The organism is Methylocystis sp. WRRC1, assembly GCF_020733155.1.
In the GTDB taxonomy this organism is placed as follows: Bacteria; Pseudomonadota; Alphaproteobacteria; order Rhizobiales; family Beijerinckiaceae; genus Methylocystis.
On the sequence record NZ_JAJFZJ010000001.1, the window covers coordinates 3,459,352 to 3,475,567 of the forward strand.

Annotated in this window: 9 protein-coding genes; 6 read left to right on the forward strand and 3 right to left on the reverse strand. The window is 66.0% G+C overall.

Translation table 11 applies throughout. The features are described from left to right. Nucleotides 1-38: 38 nt before the first annotated feature. Nucleotides 39-1,442 (forward strand): HAMP domain-containing sensor histidine kinase, encoded by a 1,404-nt coding sequence (locus LG047_RS16980; RefSeq protein ID WP_227968521.1) that lies wholly within the window; start codon nucleotides 39-41, stop codon nucleotides 1,440-1,442. Here LG047_RS16980 and LG047_RS16985 read toward each other — a convergent pair. Continuing rightward, complete coding sequence (locus tag LG047_RS16985) at nucleotides 1,343-3,787, reverse strand: PAS domain-containing sensor histidine kinase (protein ID WP_227967921.1); 2,445 nt, start codon at nucleotides 3,785-3,787, stop codon at nucleotides 1,343-1,345. The genes LG047_RS16980 and LG047_RS16985 overlap by 100 nt on opposite strands. Nucleotides 3,788-4,290: 503 nt before the next feature. Here LG047_RS16985 and LG047_RS16990 point away from each other — a divergent pair. Then, complete coding sequence (locus LG047_RS16990; protein WP_227967922.1) at nucleotides 4,291-5,541, forward strand: aminotransferase class V-fold PLP-dependent enzyme; 1,251 nt, start codon at nucleotides 4,291-4,293, stop codon at nucleotides 5,539-5,541. A gap of 69 nt (nucleotides 5,542-5,610) precedes the next feature. Here the strand turns inward: LG047_RS16990 and pepN are convergent, their stop codons facing one another. Then, entirely contained in the window at nucleotides 5,611-8,262 is a 2,652-nt protein-coding gene (pepN, locus tag LG047_RS16995; RefSeq protein WP_227967923.1) for an aminopeptidase N, read from the reverse strand. 284 nt (nucleotides 8,263-8,546) lie between these two features. On the opposite strand from pepN, the gene LG047_RS17000 reads away from it, so the two are divergent. From LG047_RS17000 to LG047_RS17010, 3 genes are read left to right on the forward strand one after another with little or no spacing between them, the layout of a single operon-like run. Next, the gene (locus LG047_RS17000; RefSeq protein ID WP_227967924.1) at nucleotides 8,547-9,674 is read left to right on the forward strand and encodes an efflux RND transporter periplasmic adaptor subunit; all 1,128 of its coding nucleotides are present in this window, start codon (nucleotides 8,547-8,549) and stop codon (nucleotides 9,672-9,674) included. 9 nt (nucleotides 9,675-9,683) lie between these two features. After that, a complete protein-coding gene (locus tag LG047_RS17005; RefSeq protein WP_227967925.1) occupies nucleotides 9,684-12,803 on the forward strand; it encodes an efflux RND transporter permease subunit in 3,120 nt (1,039 codons plus the stop codon). After that, on the forward strand, nucleotides 12,800-14,173 hold the full coding sequence (locus LG047_RS17010; protein ID WP_227967926.1) for a TolC family protein: 1,374 nt from the start codon (nucleotides 12,800-12,802) through the stop codon (nucleotides 14,171-14,173). Before LG047_RS17005 ends, LG047_RS17010 begins: the two co-directional genes overlap by 4 nt. Here LG047_RS17010 and LG047_RS17015 read toward each other — a convergent pair whose 3' ends face one another. Continuing rightward, the gene (locus tag LG047_RS17015; RefSeq protein WP_227967927.1) at nucleotides 14,174-15,055 is read right to left on the reverse strand and encodes an alpha/beta fold hydrolase; all 882 of its coding nucleotides are present in this window, start codon (nucleotides 15,053-15,055) and stop codon (nucleotides 14,174-14,176) included. A gap of 182 nt (nucleotides 15,056-15,237) precedes the next feature. On the opposite strand from LG047_RS17015, the gene LG047_RS17020 reads away from it, so the two are divergent. After that, the gene (locus LG047_RS17020) at nucleotides 15,238-16,203 is read left to right on the forward strand and encodes an acetyl-CoA carboxylase carboxyltransferase subunit alpha (protein WP_227967928.1); all 966 of its coding nucleotides are present in this window, start codon (nucleotides 15,238-15,240) and stop codon (nucleotides 16,201-16,203) included. Nucleotides 16,204-16,216 lie beyond the last annotated feature (13 nt).

Below are 16,216 nucleotides of genomic sequence, written 5' to 3' on the forward strand. Positions count from 1 at the left end.
GTGAAAGGCCGGATCAGCAGGGAGCGCGGCGGCACGTGATGGGCAAGGTCGGCAAACTCTTCCGTACAACGGCGTTCAAGCTGTCGATCGCCTATCTGCTGCTGTTCTCGATCGGCGCGGGTCTCGTGCTGACGCGCGTTGGCGCGCGGGTGAAGGAAGTGCTCGACGAACAGATCGAGCAGACGGTGGAAGCGGAGATCCGCGCGCTCTCCGAGCAATACGCGCAAGGGGGGTTGCGACAGCTCACGACAGCCGTGGAGCGGCGCGTGCGCGCGCCGGGCGGCTCGCTCTATCTGCTGATGACGCATGCCGGAGACGTCATCGTCGGCAATATCGAGCCGCCGAAAATTGCGCCCGGCGGCGGCCGGGAGCTGGTCGAGATGACCTATCAACGACGCGGCGAACCCGGCGAGGTTCATCCCGCGCTGATGCGGCTCTTTCTCATTCCGGGCGGCTTTCGCCTGCTGATCGGCCACGACATCGAGGACCATCAGGTGCTGCGCGACATTCTCCGCCGCGCGCTCGGCATTTCCCTTTTCTGGCTCGTGCTCGTCGGCGCTTTCGGCGGATTGTTCGTCGCGCATCGCATGCTGGAGCGCGTCGACGTGATGTCGGACTCGGCGCGGCGCATCATGGCGGGCGACATGAACGAACGGCTCGCGGTCAGCGGCGCCGGCGATGAGCTCGATCGCCTCGCGGAGAATTTCAACGCGATGCTGGAGCGCATCTCGGAACTCATGACGGGGCTTCGCGAAGTCTCCGACAATATCGCGCATGACCTCAAGACTCCGCTGACGAGGTTGCGCAATCGCGCCGAGGCCGCCCTGCGCGGGAGCGCGCAGAACGGCGAGCATCGCGAGGCGCTGGCGGCGGTGATCGACGAGTCGGACAGTCTCATTCGCGTCTTCAACGCGCTGTTGATGATCGCGCGCGCCGAGGCCGGCTATTCGAGCGACAATCTCGGCGCCTATGACGCCGACGCCGTGGTGAACGATATCGTCGAAATGTACGAGCCGGTCGCGGAAGAGCAGGGCGTGCGGCTGGAAGCCGTGACGCAGCCGGGCCTCACTGTGACAGGAAGCCGCGAGCTGCTCGGACAGGCGGTCGTCAATCTCGTGGACAACGCCTTGAAATACGGCTCGCGAGGCGAAAAGCCCGGCATCGACGTCAGCGCGAAGCGCGTCGGCGACCGCATCGAAATCATCGTCGCGGATCATGGGCCGGGCATTGCGCCCGCCGATCGCGAGCGGGTGGTGGGGCGTTTCGTGCGGCTCGAAAACTCACGCTCGCGGCCGGGCTCGGGACTTGGCCTGTCGATGGCCTCGGCCGTCGCCCGCCTGCATCACGGCGTATTGCGCATCGAGGACAATGAGCCGGGATTGCGCGTGGTGCTGTCACTGCCGGCCATGCGCGCGGCGGTCTCACGCAGCGAGCGCGCATAGAGCTGGTTCTTGGCGAGACGCGGGGCGGTCTGTTCGAGCGGCCGTTGCTTTGGAGCGCCGATCGTCATCGCACGGTCGGCGCGGACGCAGGGCAGGCGCATCATCGCGATGGTGCCGAGCCCGAGTCGCGAGCGAATGCGCAACGCGCCGCCATGCAGATCGACCAGCGCGCGGGCGATGGCGAGGCCGAGTCCCGAGCCCTTCATGCCGTTTTCCATGAGGTCGGCGCTCTGCTCGAATGGCCGGCCGAGTCTCGAAATTGCGCGCGGATCTATGCCGCGGCCGGTGTCCTCGACAAAGATTGCGATCGCGGCGCCGTGGCGGCGCGCGCGAAGGCGTATGAAGCCGCCCGCATCCGTGAATTTGATGCTGTTGGAGAGCAGGACGCCGAGCGCCTTGACGATGGCCGATTCGTCTCCGATGCAGCGCAGGCGGTCATCCGCCTCGGCCACGATCTGGATGTTTTTGGCGTCCGCGCGGGAACGCCAGGAGGCGATGGCGCGGCGGGTCGCGTCGGCGACATTCACTTCGCGTTCGGCCAGGCGCACCAGTCCCGCCTCCAGTCGCGACATGTCGAGAATGTCGGACAGCACCTCGTTGAGGTAAGCGCCGCCCTGACGAATGTTGTTGCAATATTCGACATATTTCGGCGAGCCGAGGGAGCCGAAGGGCTCCGCCTGCATCATTTCGGAAAAGCCGATGATCGCGTTGAGCGGGGTGCGCAGCTCGTGGCTCATGTTGGCGAGGAATTCGGACTTGGCCAGATAGGCCGCTTCGGCCTCCGCTTTCTGGTGGTGATATTGCTCCGCGAGAGTCGCAAGCTGCTGGGCCTGCATCTCGAGCGTCTGACGCGAGCGCGTGAGGTCCGTGACGCTCGCGGTGAGGCGGCGCTCCGACTCGAGCAGCTTCTCCTCGTTGCGCTTCAGCGCGGTGATGTCGGCGCCGACGGAGACGTAACCGCCGTCCTTCGTACGCCTCTCGTTGATCTGCAGCCAGCGGCCGTCGGCGAGCCGCGCTTCATATGTGCGCGCGTCGGCGGCGCGCTGCTCGGCGGATGAAATTTCGGTCTGGATGAGCGGCGCCGTGGCGCGCATCATGATCTGCGCATAGGTCGCTCCGGCGATCGCCGCGTCGGCGGAGAGGCCATGGAGATCGAGAAACTTGGAATTGCAGGTGACGAGCCGGTTCTGCGCGTCCCACAGCACGAAGGCTTCCGAAATCGCGTCGATGGCGTCGCGCAGGCGCATGTTGGCGGTGGCCGTATGTTCGGCGAGGGCGCGCTGTTCGGAGACATCCACGGCGATGCCGACGAGATGCTTGCCCGGGTCGTTCGCCTCGTCCACGAGTTGCGCGCGCGCGCGCACCCAGATCCATCGGCCGTCCGCGTGCTTTGCGCGAAATTCGTGATCGACGCTTTTGGTTCTGGAGGCCGAGACCATTTCGGCGATCACCGTGAGGTCGCCATCCTCAGGATGAATGAGCGCGTTGAGTTCGCCAAAGGAGAGACAGCGCCGCTCGGCGGGAAGGCCGAGCATCTCGTACATTGAATCGGACCAGTAGATGCGCCCGCGCGCGATGTCCCAGTCCCATAATCCGCAGCGCCCGCGCGACAGCGCCGTCTCGAGCCGCTTGCGAATGAGCGCGTTCACATGCTCCACCGCCTGCCGGCGCCGCGTCTGCCGGAAATAGCCGTAAACGATGACGAGCAGCATCAGCGTCGTGAAGGCGAAGAGCAGCGCATAACGCGCCGCGATGGCGCGCCATTCTCCGAGCACATTGTCCAGCGGATAGATCATCGCCACCTGCCCGAAGGGCGTGGGCAGCTTATGCACCGTGGCGAGCGCCGGCGTGCCGTCGGCGAGCGTCACGCGCATCACGCCCGCCTTGTCGGCGAATTCGGTGAGCACCTGCCCGGCGCCGAGAACGTCGGCGAGCGTGACGTTCTTTGACTCGATCGGCGGAAACGCGGCGGCGACCCGGCCGTGGCCGTCCGTGACGAGAACGCGGCGGCCCCGCGCGAAGGCGCGATGCGGAACGATCTGGTTGAGGGGCTGGCCGAGCGACTGCGCGTCCGCCCGGATCTTTTCGTGCAGTTCGTGAGAAACAACGCGCGCGAAAAGCTCGAGGTCGGCGGTTGCGTCGTCGACAAGCTGGTCCTGCATCGTCGTCGCCATGGAGACGACAAAAGCCATCAACGACATCAGGCAGATAGATGAGGCGACGAAGGCCAGGCGCCGTAGCCAGGCGCCGTCGTTCGGATCCTTCTCGCCATTGTCGTCAAAGCGATACGCGCCCCACACCGTTTCGGCATGACTCATCGCACGAGCTGCGGAGGCGCGCGCCATCAAATAGATCTCCGAAATTTTGGCGAACTCGCGAGCGAACCGAACGCCGCCCGAATCACCTTCATTCGAATCTCTCAGGCCGTGATTGTCCAGACCTTAATTCGGCGTTAACGGCGCGTCTCGGCGCTGGAATCCATGGCGTGTTGACCCATATATAGGGGCTTGTGACCGGGGCTCGACAGGGCCGGCTCCGCCGCCCGGCGCGCGTCCGTGAGTAAGGCTTTGCCGGGCAACAGAAGTTTCCCGAACGCGCACATTCCGCGCGGCGTCGCTCCGGCGCTGTCCGGCCGCCGGCCCCGAGATGTGGGGTCGTCGAAACAGTCCCGAGCCGGCTTTTGGGCGGCGAGTCGTTTTGTCGCATGGTCAGACGCCCCTCGGCGCCGCTCACTCACCCCTCCGTCCTTCACTCCCTGCGAGTGTAGTGGGGCGCCCACAACGTCCGGTTGACGACGGCGGTCAAATCAAGTGCGACGCGGCGTCGGCCAGAATTTCGAGACGTCCAGATGATGACCAGAATTCTCGCGGTTTTCCTGTCGGGCCTTCTGCTCTGCGCGCCCGCATTGGCGATCACGAAACAGGAGCGTCGCCGCGTCGACGCCTTCGCCGGGATGGCGCTCGAAAAGAGCCGGCGCATTGGCGGCTATCCCGTCAATCAGGACACCGCTCTGGAAGGCTTCTATAATTGGTACACAAAGCACAGGCTGTATCGCGCGTCTTTGAACAATGTAGGCAATCCGTGGTCGACGAGTCCCTACAGCCTCAACACCCACGCGTTTGAAACAGAGGTCGTGTCCTATTTCGCAAAGCTCTATGGCTTTCCCGACGACAAGTTCTGGGGCTTCGTGACCGCGAGCGGCACGGACGGCAACAATCACGGGCTCTATTTTGGCCGGAAATATCTTCTGTCGAAATCATCGGCTCCGCCGATCGTCTATGTTTCGGAGGAGGCGCATTATTCGATCAAGAAACTCGCCGACGTGCAGAATCTCGAACTGCGTCTGATAAAGGCGAAGGAGATGGGCGAGATGGATCTGAAGGATTTCGAGGCGAAGCTCGATCCGTCCCGTCCCGTGCTGGTGGTCATCGCATTAGGCACGACATTCAAGGGCGCGATCGACGATCAGGCGGCGATAAGGGATATACTGAAAGCGAAGCACAAGGGCCCGCAATACATCCATCTGGATGCTGCGCTTTTCGGCGGTTACCTGCCTTACGTGGACGGTGACGCGGCGAGCCTCGTCAATCATCAGCTTCAGAATTTCGATTCCATCGCCGTGTCGGGGCACAAGTTCTTTGGCTCTGATGAACCGATGGGCATTTTCATTTCCACCAGGGAAGCGTTCGACAATCTGAACCCGTTTCGGGTCGCCTATCTCAACGACGCCGTCCCGACGATCTCCTGTTCGCGAAGCGCGTTGGCGCCATTGAAATTCTGGTGGAAGATACGCTCGACGCCGATGGACAAATTCAGGGCCGCCGCCAATGGCATGATGCGCAACACGGACTATCTCGTCGAAGGGCTGAAGGCCGCGGGCGTCAGGAGCTGGCGTAATCCTTTCTCAAGCACTGTGTTTTTCGAGCGGCCCGACGAAACGATCCTCGCGAAATATGATCTTGCGCCGGAGGAGAGCCCGACGCTCGGCAAGCTCGCGCATTTCATCGTCATGCCGCATGTCCACAACAAATTGATCGACGGTTTCATTCGGGACATGCGGAAATGGAAGATGCGGTCATCGCAGGCGTCGCCGCAATAACGGGCGATGATGCGGCTCCCGTTCGGCAAAGAGCGTTTTTGCCGAACGGGCTTTTTATCCGGCTTCCGTTCAGGACAGCGCGCGTGTCGCAATATCCTTCACGTCGGCGGAGAGCGTCTCGCGCGCAAGCACTTCCCGCAGCTTCGCTTCGACGAGCGCGCGGCGGCGCGGCTCTAGCGTGCGCCATGAACGCAGCGCCGAGAGCAGCCGCGCCGCGACCTGCGGATTCTTCGAATCGAGGTCGAGAACGATGCGCGTCAGGAGATCGTAGCCGGAACCGTCCAGCGCATGGAAGCGCGTGAGATTGCCGTTCGCGAAGGCGCCGATGAGCGAGCGCACGCGGTTCGGATTGGAGAGCGAGAAATCCGGATGCGCCATGAGATCGAGGACGCGCTGCGTCGTGGCCTCTTCCGGAATTGTCGCCTGCAAGGCGAACCATTTGTCGATCACGAGCGCGTCGCCCGCGAATTGCTTGTAGAAAGCCGCGAAAGCGTCTTCGCGCGCCTGTCCGCCGATCAGCGCGAGCGCTGACACCGCCGCCAGACGGTCCGTCATGTTGCCGGCGGCGGCGAACTGACGCTGCGCGAGCGCGCGGCCCTTCTCTATATCGCCGGCGGCGATGAGATCGAGCGCGACGGCGCGCAACGAGCGCCGCCCGGCGCCGGCCGCGTCGGGCTTGAAGGGGCCGTTGTCAGCCATTCGCGCATAGAGCGCGTCGAGCTGCGGGAGAAGGGCGCGGCCGATTTCCTCGCGCAGCCCCATGCGCGCCGAAAAGAGGATGTCGGGATCGACATTCTCGCCCGCCTCGCGCGCGAGGTCGATTTCCGAGGGGAGCGACAGCGCCTGCGCGGCGAAGGCGGGATCGGCGTCGGCCTTTGCGAGGAGCGTGCGCAATGCGCCGACGAAACCCTGCGCATCTGGCGCGGGGGCGTTGTTCCGCGAAGCGTCCACACGCGCGAAGATTGCGCGCAGCGCGAGGCTTTGCGCCGCCTGCCATCGATTGAAGGGATCGTCGTCGCAGGCGAGGAGCCGCTCCAGGTCCGCGCTCGCCGGGGCGGGCTCGAGCCGCACGGGCGCCGAGAATCCGCGCAGCAGCGACGCCACCGGGCGCGAAGGCACGGCGCGAAAGGTGATGACGCGCGCGGGCTCCGAAAGTTCGATCACTCCGCGGCGCAACTCGTCCTCGCGCGCGTCGTCGCTCACGAGATCGAGCTTCTCGCCGTTCTCGCCGAAGAGCGCGAAAGCGACGGGGATCACCACCGGTTTCTTCGTGTCCTGCCCCGGCGTGGGACGTGTCTGCTGGCGCAGCGTCAGCGCAAAGGTCCGGGCGTCGGGGTCATAGGCGCCCTCGCTCGACAGCGCCGGCGTGCCGGCCTGGCTGTACCACAGCGCGAAATGCGACAGGTCGCGGCCGGAGGCTTCGGCGAAACAGGAGAGGAAGTCCTCCACCGTCGCCGCCGTGCCGTCGAAGCGCTCGAAATAGATGTCCATGCCGCGACGGAAATCGGCGTCGCCGATCAGCGTACGCAGCATGCGGATGATCTCGGCGCCTTTCTCATAGACCGTCGACGTGTAGAAGTTGTTGATCTCGTGATAGACCTCGGGCCGCACCGGATGCGCGAGCGGCCCCGCGTCCTCGGGGAATTGCACGAGCCGAAGTCCGCGAACGTCGCTTATGCGCTCCACCGCGCGCGAGCGCATGTCGGCGGAAAACTCCTGATCGCGAAAGACGGTGAGCCCTTCCTTCAGGCACAGCTGGAACCAGTCGCGACAGGTGATGCGGTTTCCCGTCCAGTTGTGGAAATATTCATGCGCGATGACGGCCTCGATGCCGGCGTAATCGGAGTCCGTCGCCGTCTCTGGTGAGGCCAGCACATATTTGTCGTTGAAGATGTTGAGGCCCTTGTTCTCCATCGCGCCCATGTTGAAGTCGGAGACGGCGACGATGTTGAACACGTCGAGATCATATTCGCGACCGAACTTCTCCTCGTCCCACCGCATGGAGCGCTTCAGCGCGTCCATGGCGTAGTCGGCCCGCGCCTCCTTGCCGTGCTCTACATAGATTGCAAGGTCGATCCTGCGGCCGGACATCGTGGTGAAAGTGTCGCGCACCACGCCGAGGTCGCCGCCGACGAGCGCGAAGAGATAGGAGGGCTTCGGGAAGGGATCGCGCCAGACGGCGTAATGGCGCGTCGTGCCGGGAATATCTCCCGACTCCGCCGGATTGCCGTTGGAGAGGAGGATCGGCGCGTCGGTCTTCTCCGCCTCGATCCGGGTCGTATAGACGCTCAGCACGTCGGGGCGGTCGAGGAAGTAGGAGATGCGGCGGAAACCTTCGGCCTCGCATTGCGTGCAATAGGCGGAGCCTGAACGGTAGAGCCCGGAAAGCTGCGTATTGGCGCTCGGGTTCACCTCGGTCTCGATTTCGAGGGTGAAGGGCGCCTCGGGGACGCTGAGCACCGTGAGGCTGTCGGGCGTCGCCGTATATTCCGCCGGCCCCAGCGCGTGGCCGTCGAGCTTGACGCCGAGCAGCGCCAGATCGTCGCCGTCGAGCGTGAGCGGAGCGCCGGCGGCGCCTTTCGGGTTGCGGCGCAGCGACAGACGCGCGACGACCTTCGTGGCCGTTCGATGCAGCGCAATGTCCAGATCGACGGCGTCGATCAGAAAGTCGGCGGGGCGATAATCGACGAGGCGGACGGCGACATTGGATGGGTGGCGCATGAATACCTCGAAAAGTGGAGAATCAGCTGAGCTTGTCTGGAATATAGGCGGATCGCGGCCGTTGGCGACGGCGCCGAGAGCGGCGTTGGAGGGGATTGTTACCGATTTTTCATTGGATAGCCCCTTCAGCGGGGCGAAATGGCTTGAGCCGGGCTCCTCCGACGGGCAAGATCGCTCCCGGCGCAGCTGAAATGCGGCGGCGCCATAAAGACGCGCCCTTTCCGCGCAATGACTGCCGCGCGCGCAAGCGGGGCGCACTCTCTCGGGGCTTTCCTGATTCTCACATGCGGCGAACGATCCTCCACACCCTTCTTGTGCTTCTCGTTTGCGGCGCGGCTGCGGCCCTCGGCGCTCCGGCGGGGAATCAGCCGCCCCGTCGGGAGATTGTTGTCCCGCTGACCGACGATCAGGCGCGCGCCGCGGGGGTCGAGACGCAGCCCATCGAACCGGAAACGGGCATGGGCGAAATCGTCGTCCCCGGCGTGGTGACCGTCCCGCCGCAGCAGTTGCGCATCGTCGCCGCGCCCGCCGCCGGACTTATCGAGACCCTGCTCGTCGCCCCTGACGAGGACGTCAAGGACGGCGACGCGATCGCGACACTGAGATCCTCCGAGCTGGTCGAGGCGCAGCGCGCCTTCTTGCACGCCCTGTCGGACGCCAATCTCGCTTCCGAGAAACTGCGCAGGGACGAGCAGCTCTTCAAGGAGCGCATCATCGCCGAACGCCGGTTGATCGTCACTCGGGCCGAGGCGGGGCAGGCGCGTTCGTCGCTCGAGGAGCGACGGCAGATTCTCACGCTCGCCGGCATGACCGAAGCCGAGGTGTCGGCCCTGCAGCGTGACCGCAAGCTCGCCAGCACGCTCCTGGTTCGCGCGCCGCTCTCCGGCACGGTCCTCCAGCGGCACGGCACCACGGGCGAGCGCGTTCAGGCCTCCGCGCCGCTCGTCACCATCGCGCGGCTCGATCCGATCTGGGTCAATCTGCAGGTGCCGCTCAGTCGCGCCGTCGCGCTCGAAAGCGTCGAGCGCGTCCATCTGCCCAGCGCGGGTCTCGACGGCCGGCTCATCCGAATCGGCCATACCGTCGACATGGCGACCCAGTCCGTCACCGCGGTGGCGGAGTTTCGCTCCGGCAGAAGCCCCTTGCGGCCGGGGCAAGCCGTGCAGGCGATCCTGAAGGTGACGGGCGGCGGCGCTTCGCAATGGCGCGTTCCGGCGGACGCCGTCGTCAGCCACAAGAACCACAGCTGGGTTTTCGTCCGCGTCCCGGACGGATTCCGCGCGACGCCGGTCACGCTGATCTCGGAGACGCCGCATTTCGCCTCGGTGCAGGGCGGCCTGGCGGCCGGCGAGCGGGTGGCGACCCATGGTCTGCTCACATTGCTCGCCGAACTCGCCGAGGCGGAGAAATGACAGAGCGCGATGCTTGAACGGCTGATCCACTTCGCGCTTCGACAGCGTCTCCTGACATTCCTCGCCGCGATCGCCATCGCGGGGTGGGGAGCGTTCAGCTACACGAAATTGCCGATCGACGCTTTTCCCGACGTGGCGCCGATTCAGGTTCTCGTCGCGATGCGCGCGCCGGGCCTTACTCCCGAGGAGTTGGAGAGTCGCGTCACCGCCCCGATCGAAATCGCCGCGCGCGGCATTCCCCGTCTCGTCCGCATGCGCTCGACGACCCGTTATTCGGTCGCGCTGCTCACCTTCGAGTTCGAGGAAGGAACGGACATCTACTGGGCGCGCGCGCAGGTCAACGAGCGGCTCGCTCAGGTGCAGGACCAGCTGCCGAGCGGCGTTTCCGGCGGCCTTGCGCCGATCGTCACGCCGCTCGGCGAAATGCTCATGTTCACCATTGTCGGCGGCGATCTGACTCCGACGGAGCAGCGCAGCCTGCTCGACTGGACGATACGTCCGGCCATCCGCGGCCTGCCCGGGGTCGCCGACCTCAACGTGCTGGGCGGCTTCGTGCGCACCTTCGAGGTCGCGCCGTCGCCCTCCGCCATGGCCGCGCGCGGCGTCACCGTCGCGATGCTGGAAACGGCGCTCTCGCAAAACAATAAGAACGACGGCGCCGGCCGCGTCCGCGACGGCGAGGAGGCGCTGCTGGTGCGCGCCGAGGGGCGGCTGCAGTCGCTCGAAGATATCCGCTCGGTGGTCATCGCCGCGCGCGCCACCGGCATCGTGCGCGTCGGCGACGTCGCCGAGGTGCGTTTCGGCTCCCTGCCGCGTAACGGCGTCGTGAGCCGCAACGGCGAAGCCGAAGCTGTCTGGGGACTGGTGCTCGGCCTGCGCGGCGCCGACGCGCGCATGGTGGTCACCGGCGTGAAGGCCCGTCTCGCCGAACTCGAGGCGAGCCTGCCGAAGGGCGCGAAGATCGAGATTTTCTACGACCGCAGCGAGCTGATCGGCAAGGCGGTGTGGACGGTCCAGAAGGTGCTGATCGAGGCGATCGTTCTCGTCGTCATTCTGCTGGCGCTGTTCCTGGGCGACCTGCGCGCGGCGCTCGTCGTCTCGGTCATCCTGCCGCTCGCGGCGCTCGCCACCTTCGGGATCATGCGATGGTGGGGGCTTTCCGCCAACATCATGTCGCTCGGCGGCCTGGCCATCGCCATCGGCCTGCTCGTGGACTGCGCCGTCGTCGTGGTGGAGAATGTCGAGCATCGCATGGCGAGCGCCCATGAGGCGAGCCTCGCCGACCGTATCTTCATGACGCTGGAGGCGACGCGCGAAGTCGCGGCGCCGCTGACCTCCGGCGTGGTCATCATCGTGACCGTGTTCCTGCCGCTGCTTTCGCTGGAAGGTCTCGAGGGGCGTCTCTTCGCGCCGGTGGCGCTGACCATCGCCTTCGCGCTCGGCTCCGCCCTCATCCTGTCGCTCACGGTCGTGCCGGCGCTGAGCGCGACGCTGCTGAAGCCTGGCCATTCCGAAGAGCCCTGGCTTGTGCGCAGGATCGCGGCGATCTACGAGCCGCTGCTCGACCGCGCGCTGGCGCGCCCACTGATCGTTGCGGCGATCGCCGGCGGCGGCCTGCTCGTCGCCGCTCTCGCCTACAGCGGGATCGGCCAGACCTTCATGCCCGTGATGGACGAGGGCACGCCCGTCATCACTGTGCGCAAGCATCCGACGATCAGCGTCAACATCGCCGCCGAGACCGACCGTCGCATCCAGCGCGAGATCATGGAGAAGGTGCCCGAGGTCAAGGGGATGATGGCGCGCGCGGGCGCCGACGAACTCGGCATCGATCCGGTGGGCCTCAACGAGACCGACAATTTCCTCACGCTCGCGCCGACGAGCGAATGGCGCAGCCATGGCATGGATTGGCTGATGGGCGAAATCCGCAAGGTGCTCGACTCGATACCCGGGATTTCCTACGCCTTTTCCCAGCCGATCGACATGCGCGTGCAGGAGATGATCATCGGCGCGCGCGGCGACGTCGTGATCAAGATTTTCGGCGACGACATCGGGGAACTCAACCGGCTGACCCGCGAAGTGGCCGCAACGCTGCGCAAGATTCCCGGCGCGCGGGACGTCTTCGGCCTGCAGAACGACGGTCTGCGCTATCTCACCGCACGCGTCGATCGTCTCGCCGCCGGACGCTTCGGCCTCAACGCCGGCGAGATCCAGGACGCCCTGCGCGTCTGGGTTGACGGTCAGCAGGTCGGCATCGTGCTGGAGGGGCCGATCCGCACGCCGCTCGTCGTGCGCGGCGCCGAGACCTCGCGCCGCTCCGCCGTGGATTTCGCGCGCCTGCCGATGGTGTCCAACGACGGAAAAGTCGTGGAGTTGTCCCAGCTTGCGGAAGTGAAGGCGGAGGACGGGCCTATTCAGGTCATTCGCGAGGAGGGCAGGCGTTTCGCCACCGTGCTCGCCAATGTCACCGGTCGGGACCTCGTCGGCTTCGTCGACGAGGCGAAGAAGGCTGTCGCGCAAAATGTGAAGACGCCGAAGGGCTACACCTACCAGTGGGGCGGCCAGTTCGAGAATCAGCAGCGCGCTTCGGCGCGGCTCGCGGTCGTCGTCCCGATCGCGCTCGCCCTGATCTTCCTCCTGCTGTATCTGACGTTCAATTCGGCGCTGCAGGCGACGCTCGTGTTCTGCAACGTGCCCTTCGCGGCGATCGGCGGCGTGCTCGGCCTTTGGCTGTCGGGCGAATTCATCTCCGTTCCGGCCTCGGTCGGCTTCATCGCGCTCGTCGGCATAGCGGTGCTCAATGGCGTGGTTCTGATCTCCTACATCAACAAGCTCGTGGCCGAAGGCACGCGCACGACGCGCGAGGCGGTGGTCGAGGGCGCGCGCCGGCGCATGCGCCCCGTCATGCTGACGGCGACGATCGCCGCCTTCGGCCTCATCCCCTTCCTTTTCGCGACAGGGCCGGGCGCCGAGATCCAGCGCCCGCTCGCCATCGTCGTCATCGGCGGGCTGATTTCCGCGACCGTGCTCACCCTCGTCCTGCTGCCGATCCTTTACGATCGTTCGGCGAATTGGGGCGCGCAGCTGCGGACGCGCATCCGATCCCTCCGGCGAGAGGAGTCGCGCGCATGACGATCCGGTCGGCCTTTCTGCCGTTACTGCTCTTCATCGGGCTTTACGCGACCGCCTCGCGCGCCGGGCCTGATGAGCAGCCGAGCGGCGAAGTGACAGTGAAGGCCGCCAAGGACCCGGCTGCGAGCGGCGGCAAGGGCGCCAAGGCCCGGGCCGGAAAAAGCTCCAAAGTCACTGTCAATCGCGCGAAGAAGACGCCGCTCGGCCATGTTCTCGTGCGTCACCTCGACATGGCCGTCGCCATCGACGCGCAGAGCAAGGCGCTGGAGGCGCAATTCGGCGCCGTGTCCGCGCGCTACGCCACCGCGAATTCGATAACGCCGGGCTCGCCCTATTTCGGCGGCTCGCAGCGCAACGCCGCCGCCGGCAATCTGCGTCACTACAACGAGACCGAAATCGAGGCGGGCATGCCGCTGTGGCTTCCCGGCCAGCGCGACGCCTATGCGGCCACGGTGTCGAGCGGGGTCGTGGAGGTCGAGGAGAGGCTGTCGCAGCGCCGGCTCGAGGTCGCGGGACTGTTGCGCGACGCATGGTGGAACGCGAAGCGCGCCGAGCGCGACGTGTCCGTGGCGCGCACGCGTGTGGCGACGGCCCGCGAGATCGGCGCCGACATGACCCGTCGCGTCGAACTCGGAGACGCTGCGGAAGCCGACGCCTTGCTGGCGAGGAACGAAACGCTCGCCGCCGAGACGGAACTCGCACAGGCGGAAGGCGCGGCGAAAGTCGCGCGGGTGAATTACGCCGCGCTCACCGGCGGGACGCCGCCGGACGGCACGCTCGAAGCCGTGCGTCGCGACGGCGATCTGGAAGACCATCCGGCGCTGCGGGCGCCGCTGGCGGCGCTTGCGCGGGCTGAGTCCCAGGCGCGGCTGATCGACGCGACGCCCATAGACAATCCGGAGATCGGCGTCTTCGGCCGTCAGGAGCACAACGACCAATATTCGACGGACCCCTCGCAGGAAGTCACCAACCAGCGCACCGACGCGACGACGGTGGGCGTGCGCTTTCGCATTCCGTTGCCGACGCCGGGCCGCAACGAGCCGCGCCAGGCCGAGGCGGCCGCGGAGGTGACGCGCGCGCGCGCCGAATATGAGCGCGCCAAGCGAATGGTCGTCGCGGAAATCAAGGCCGCGCGGACGGCGCTCGCAGCGGCGCAAAAGGCGGCGGGCCTCGCCGACAAGCGGCTCGCCGTGGCCAATGAGCAGTTCGAACTGTCGCGCAAGTCCTTCGCGCTCGGCGAAATCAGCGCCTTCGATCTGTATCGCGTGCGCCAGATTCAGCTGGAGGCGCAACGCATGCAGGCGGGCGCCGCGATCAATGTCGGCGTTGCGGTTTCACGCGTGAATCAGGCGCTGGGATACGCGCCATAATCACGGACAACGGCTCAGGAACTCCATTATCCGCCCGATCGTCGGCTGATCGAGCAGCAGGGGCGCATGGCCCTGGCCGGCGACGGTGAATGTTTCGAGCCGCGGCGCGCGCCGGGCCATTTCCTCCATCGTCTCGGCCGAAAAGATGTCCGACGTCTCGCCGCGAATGACGAGCATCGGCGTTTGCGACATCGTTTCGAAACGGTCCCAGAAGGTTTCGGGCTCGGCGTCCGGCGTGAAGATGTCGAGCGTGTGCGACAGTTCGGGGTCGTAGCGAAGCGCAACCTTCCCGTCCTTCTCGACGAAGGTCTGGCGCGCATAAACGGCCCAGTCCTCCGCGCTAACGGCGGGAAATTGCGGCGCGGCGGTCATGCGCATCAGCGCGATCGCGTCGTTCATCGAGGCGATGGGCGGCAATTTTCCGACATAGCGCTTTATGCGCAGCAGACCCTCGAGTTCGATCTTCGGCCCGATGTCGTTGAAGATCGCCGCGCGCACGAGGCCCGGCGTTTCGGCGGCGAGATCCATCGTGTGCAGCCCGCCGCGCGAGGTGCCGAGAAAGACGGCCGACGAAACGCCTGCGTCGCGCAGCACGGCGAGAATGTCGTCCTGTTCGACCGCGAGCGCGTAATGGGTCCAGTCCTTGTCCCAGTCCGATCGGCCGCGCCCGCGGTAGTCGAGCGCGAGCACGCGCCGTCCCTGCGCCTGCGCGGCCTCGGCGACGCGCCAGAAGTCGTCGGAGGAGCGCGCGAGGCCCGGCAGGCAGACGAGCGGCAGACGCCCGGCCGAGGGACAGGCGTAATCGAGATAATGGAGGCGCAGCCCGTCGCTCGCGGAAACGAAGCGGCTGTCGGCATGGGCACGAAGGGTCGGAGGGTTCAAGCGAATCGCGCTCCTCTTGCAGAAAATTGCGCCATGCCCCCGATTGCGCCATTTGGCGCTCGAAATCCACCCCGCGCGGTCCTGCCGTCTTCCTTGACTTCGGCGCCGGTTGCGGCGAGTTTGCGCGCGCCCGAGAGGCCGCCGGGCGCTGGTCGAATCTTGCAGGAAACATCGTCGCCCCCATGCGCTCTTATCTCGACTTCGAAAAGCCCGTCGCGGAACTGGAAACCAAGGTCGAGGAACTGCGCGCGCTGGCCGAGAAAGGCGAGGGCGTCTCAATCTCGGAGGAGCTGACGAAGCTGGAGGCCAAGGCGTCCAAGGCGCTGGCCGACCTCTACGCGAGCCTCACCCCCTGGCAGAAAATTCAGGTCGCGCGTCATCCGCAGCGCCCGCATTTCTCCGACTATGTGAAGCAGCTCGTCACGGAATTCACGCCGCTCGCCGGCGACCGCTTCTTCGGCGAGGACGCCGCCATCGTCGGCGGCTTCGGGCGCTTCAATGGCGAGCCCATCTGCATCATCGGGCAGGAGAAGGGCTCGGACACCGCGAGCCGTCTGCACCATAATTTCGGCATGGCGCGACCCGAGGGCTACCGCAAGGCGGTGCGCCTCATGGAGCTCGCCGACCGCTTCGGCCTGCCGGTGGTCTCGCTGGTCGATACGGCCGGCGCCTTTCCGGGCATCGACGCCGAGGAGCGTGGGCAGGCGGAAGCCATCGCCCGATCGACCGACGCCTCGCTGTCGCTGGGCGTGCCCAATGTCGCGGTCGTGGTGGGCGAGGGCGGCTCCGGCGGCGCCATCGCCATCGCCGCCGCCAACAAGGTGCTGATGCTGGAGCACGCGGTCTACACCGTCGCCTCCCCGGAGGCCTCGGCCTCCATCCTGTGGCGTGATTCGGCCAAGGCGCAGGACGCCGCGACCAGCATGAAGATCACGGCGCAGGATCTGCTCAAATTCGGCATCATCGACGTGATCGTCACCGAGCCCTCGGGCGGCGCTCATCGCGACCCCAGGGCGGCCATCGCCGCCGTGGGCGACGCGGTTTCCCTCGAATTGTCGCGGCTTACCAATCTTTCGCGCGAGCAGCTTCGCCACGCCCGGGCCGAGAAGTTCCTCGCCATGGGCCGAAAGATCGAGGAAAAGCGTTAAGGTAAATCCGGCA

What these genes read in the sequence shown, in the direction of transcription:
- LG047_RS16980 (WP_227968521.1), top strand. Translation starts at nt 39, where the DNA reads ATGGGCAAGGTCGGCAAACTCTTCCGTACAACGGCGTTCAAGCTGTCG.
- LG047_RS16985 (WP_227967921.1), bottom strand. Translation starts at nt 3,787, where the DNA reads ATGGCGCGCGCCTCCGCAGCTCGTGCGATGAGTCATGCCGAAACGGTG.
- LG047_RS16990 (WP_227967922.1), top strand. Translation starts at nt 4,291, where the DNA reads ATGATGACCAGAATTCTCGCGGTTTTCCTGTCGGGCCTTCTGCTCTGC.
- pepN (WP_227967923.1), bottom strand. Translation starts at nt 8,262, where the DNA reads ATGCGCCACCCATCCAATGTCGCCGTCCGCCTCGTCGATTATCGCCCC.
- LG047_RS17000 (WP_227967924.1), top strand. Translation starts at nt 8,547, where the DNA reads ATGCGGCGAACGATCCTCCACACCCTTCTTGTGCTTCTCGTTTGCGGC.
- LG047_RS17005 (WP_227967925.1), top strand. Translation starts at nt 9,684, where the DNA reads ATGCTTGAACGGCTGATCCACTTCGCGCTTCGACAGCGTCTCCTGACA.
- LG047_RS17010 (WP_227967926.1), top strand. Translation starts at nt 12,800, where the DNA reads ATGACGATCCGGTCGGCCTTTCTGCCGTTACTGCTCTTCATCGGGCTT.
- LG047_RS17020 (WP_227967928.1), top strand. Translation starts at nt 15,238, where the DNA reads ATGCGCTCTTATCTCGACTTCGAAAAGCCCGTCGCGGAACTGGAAACC.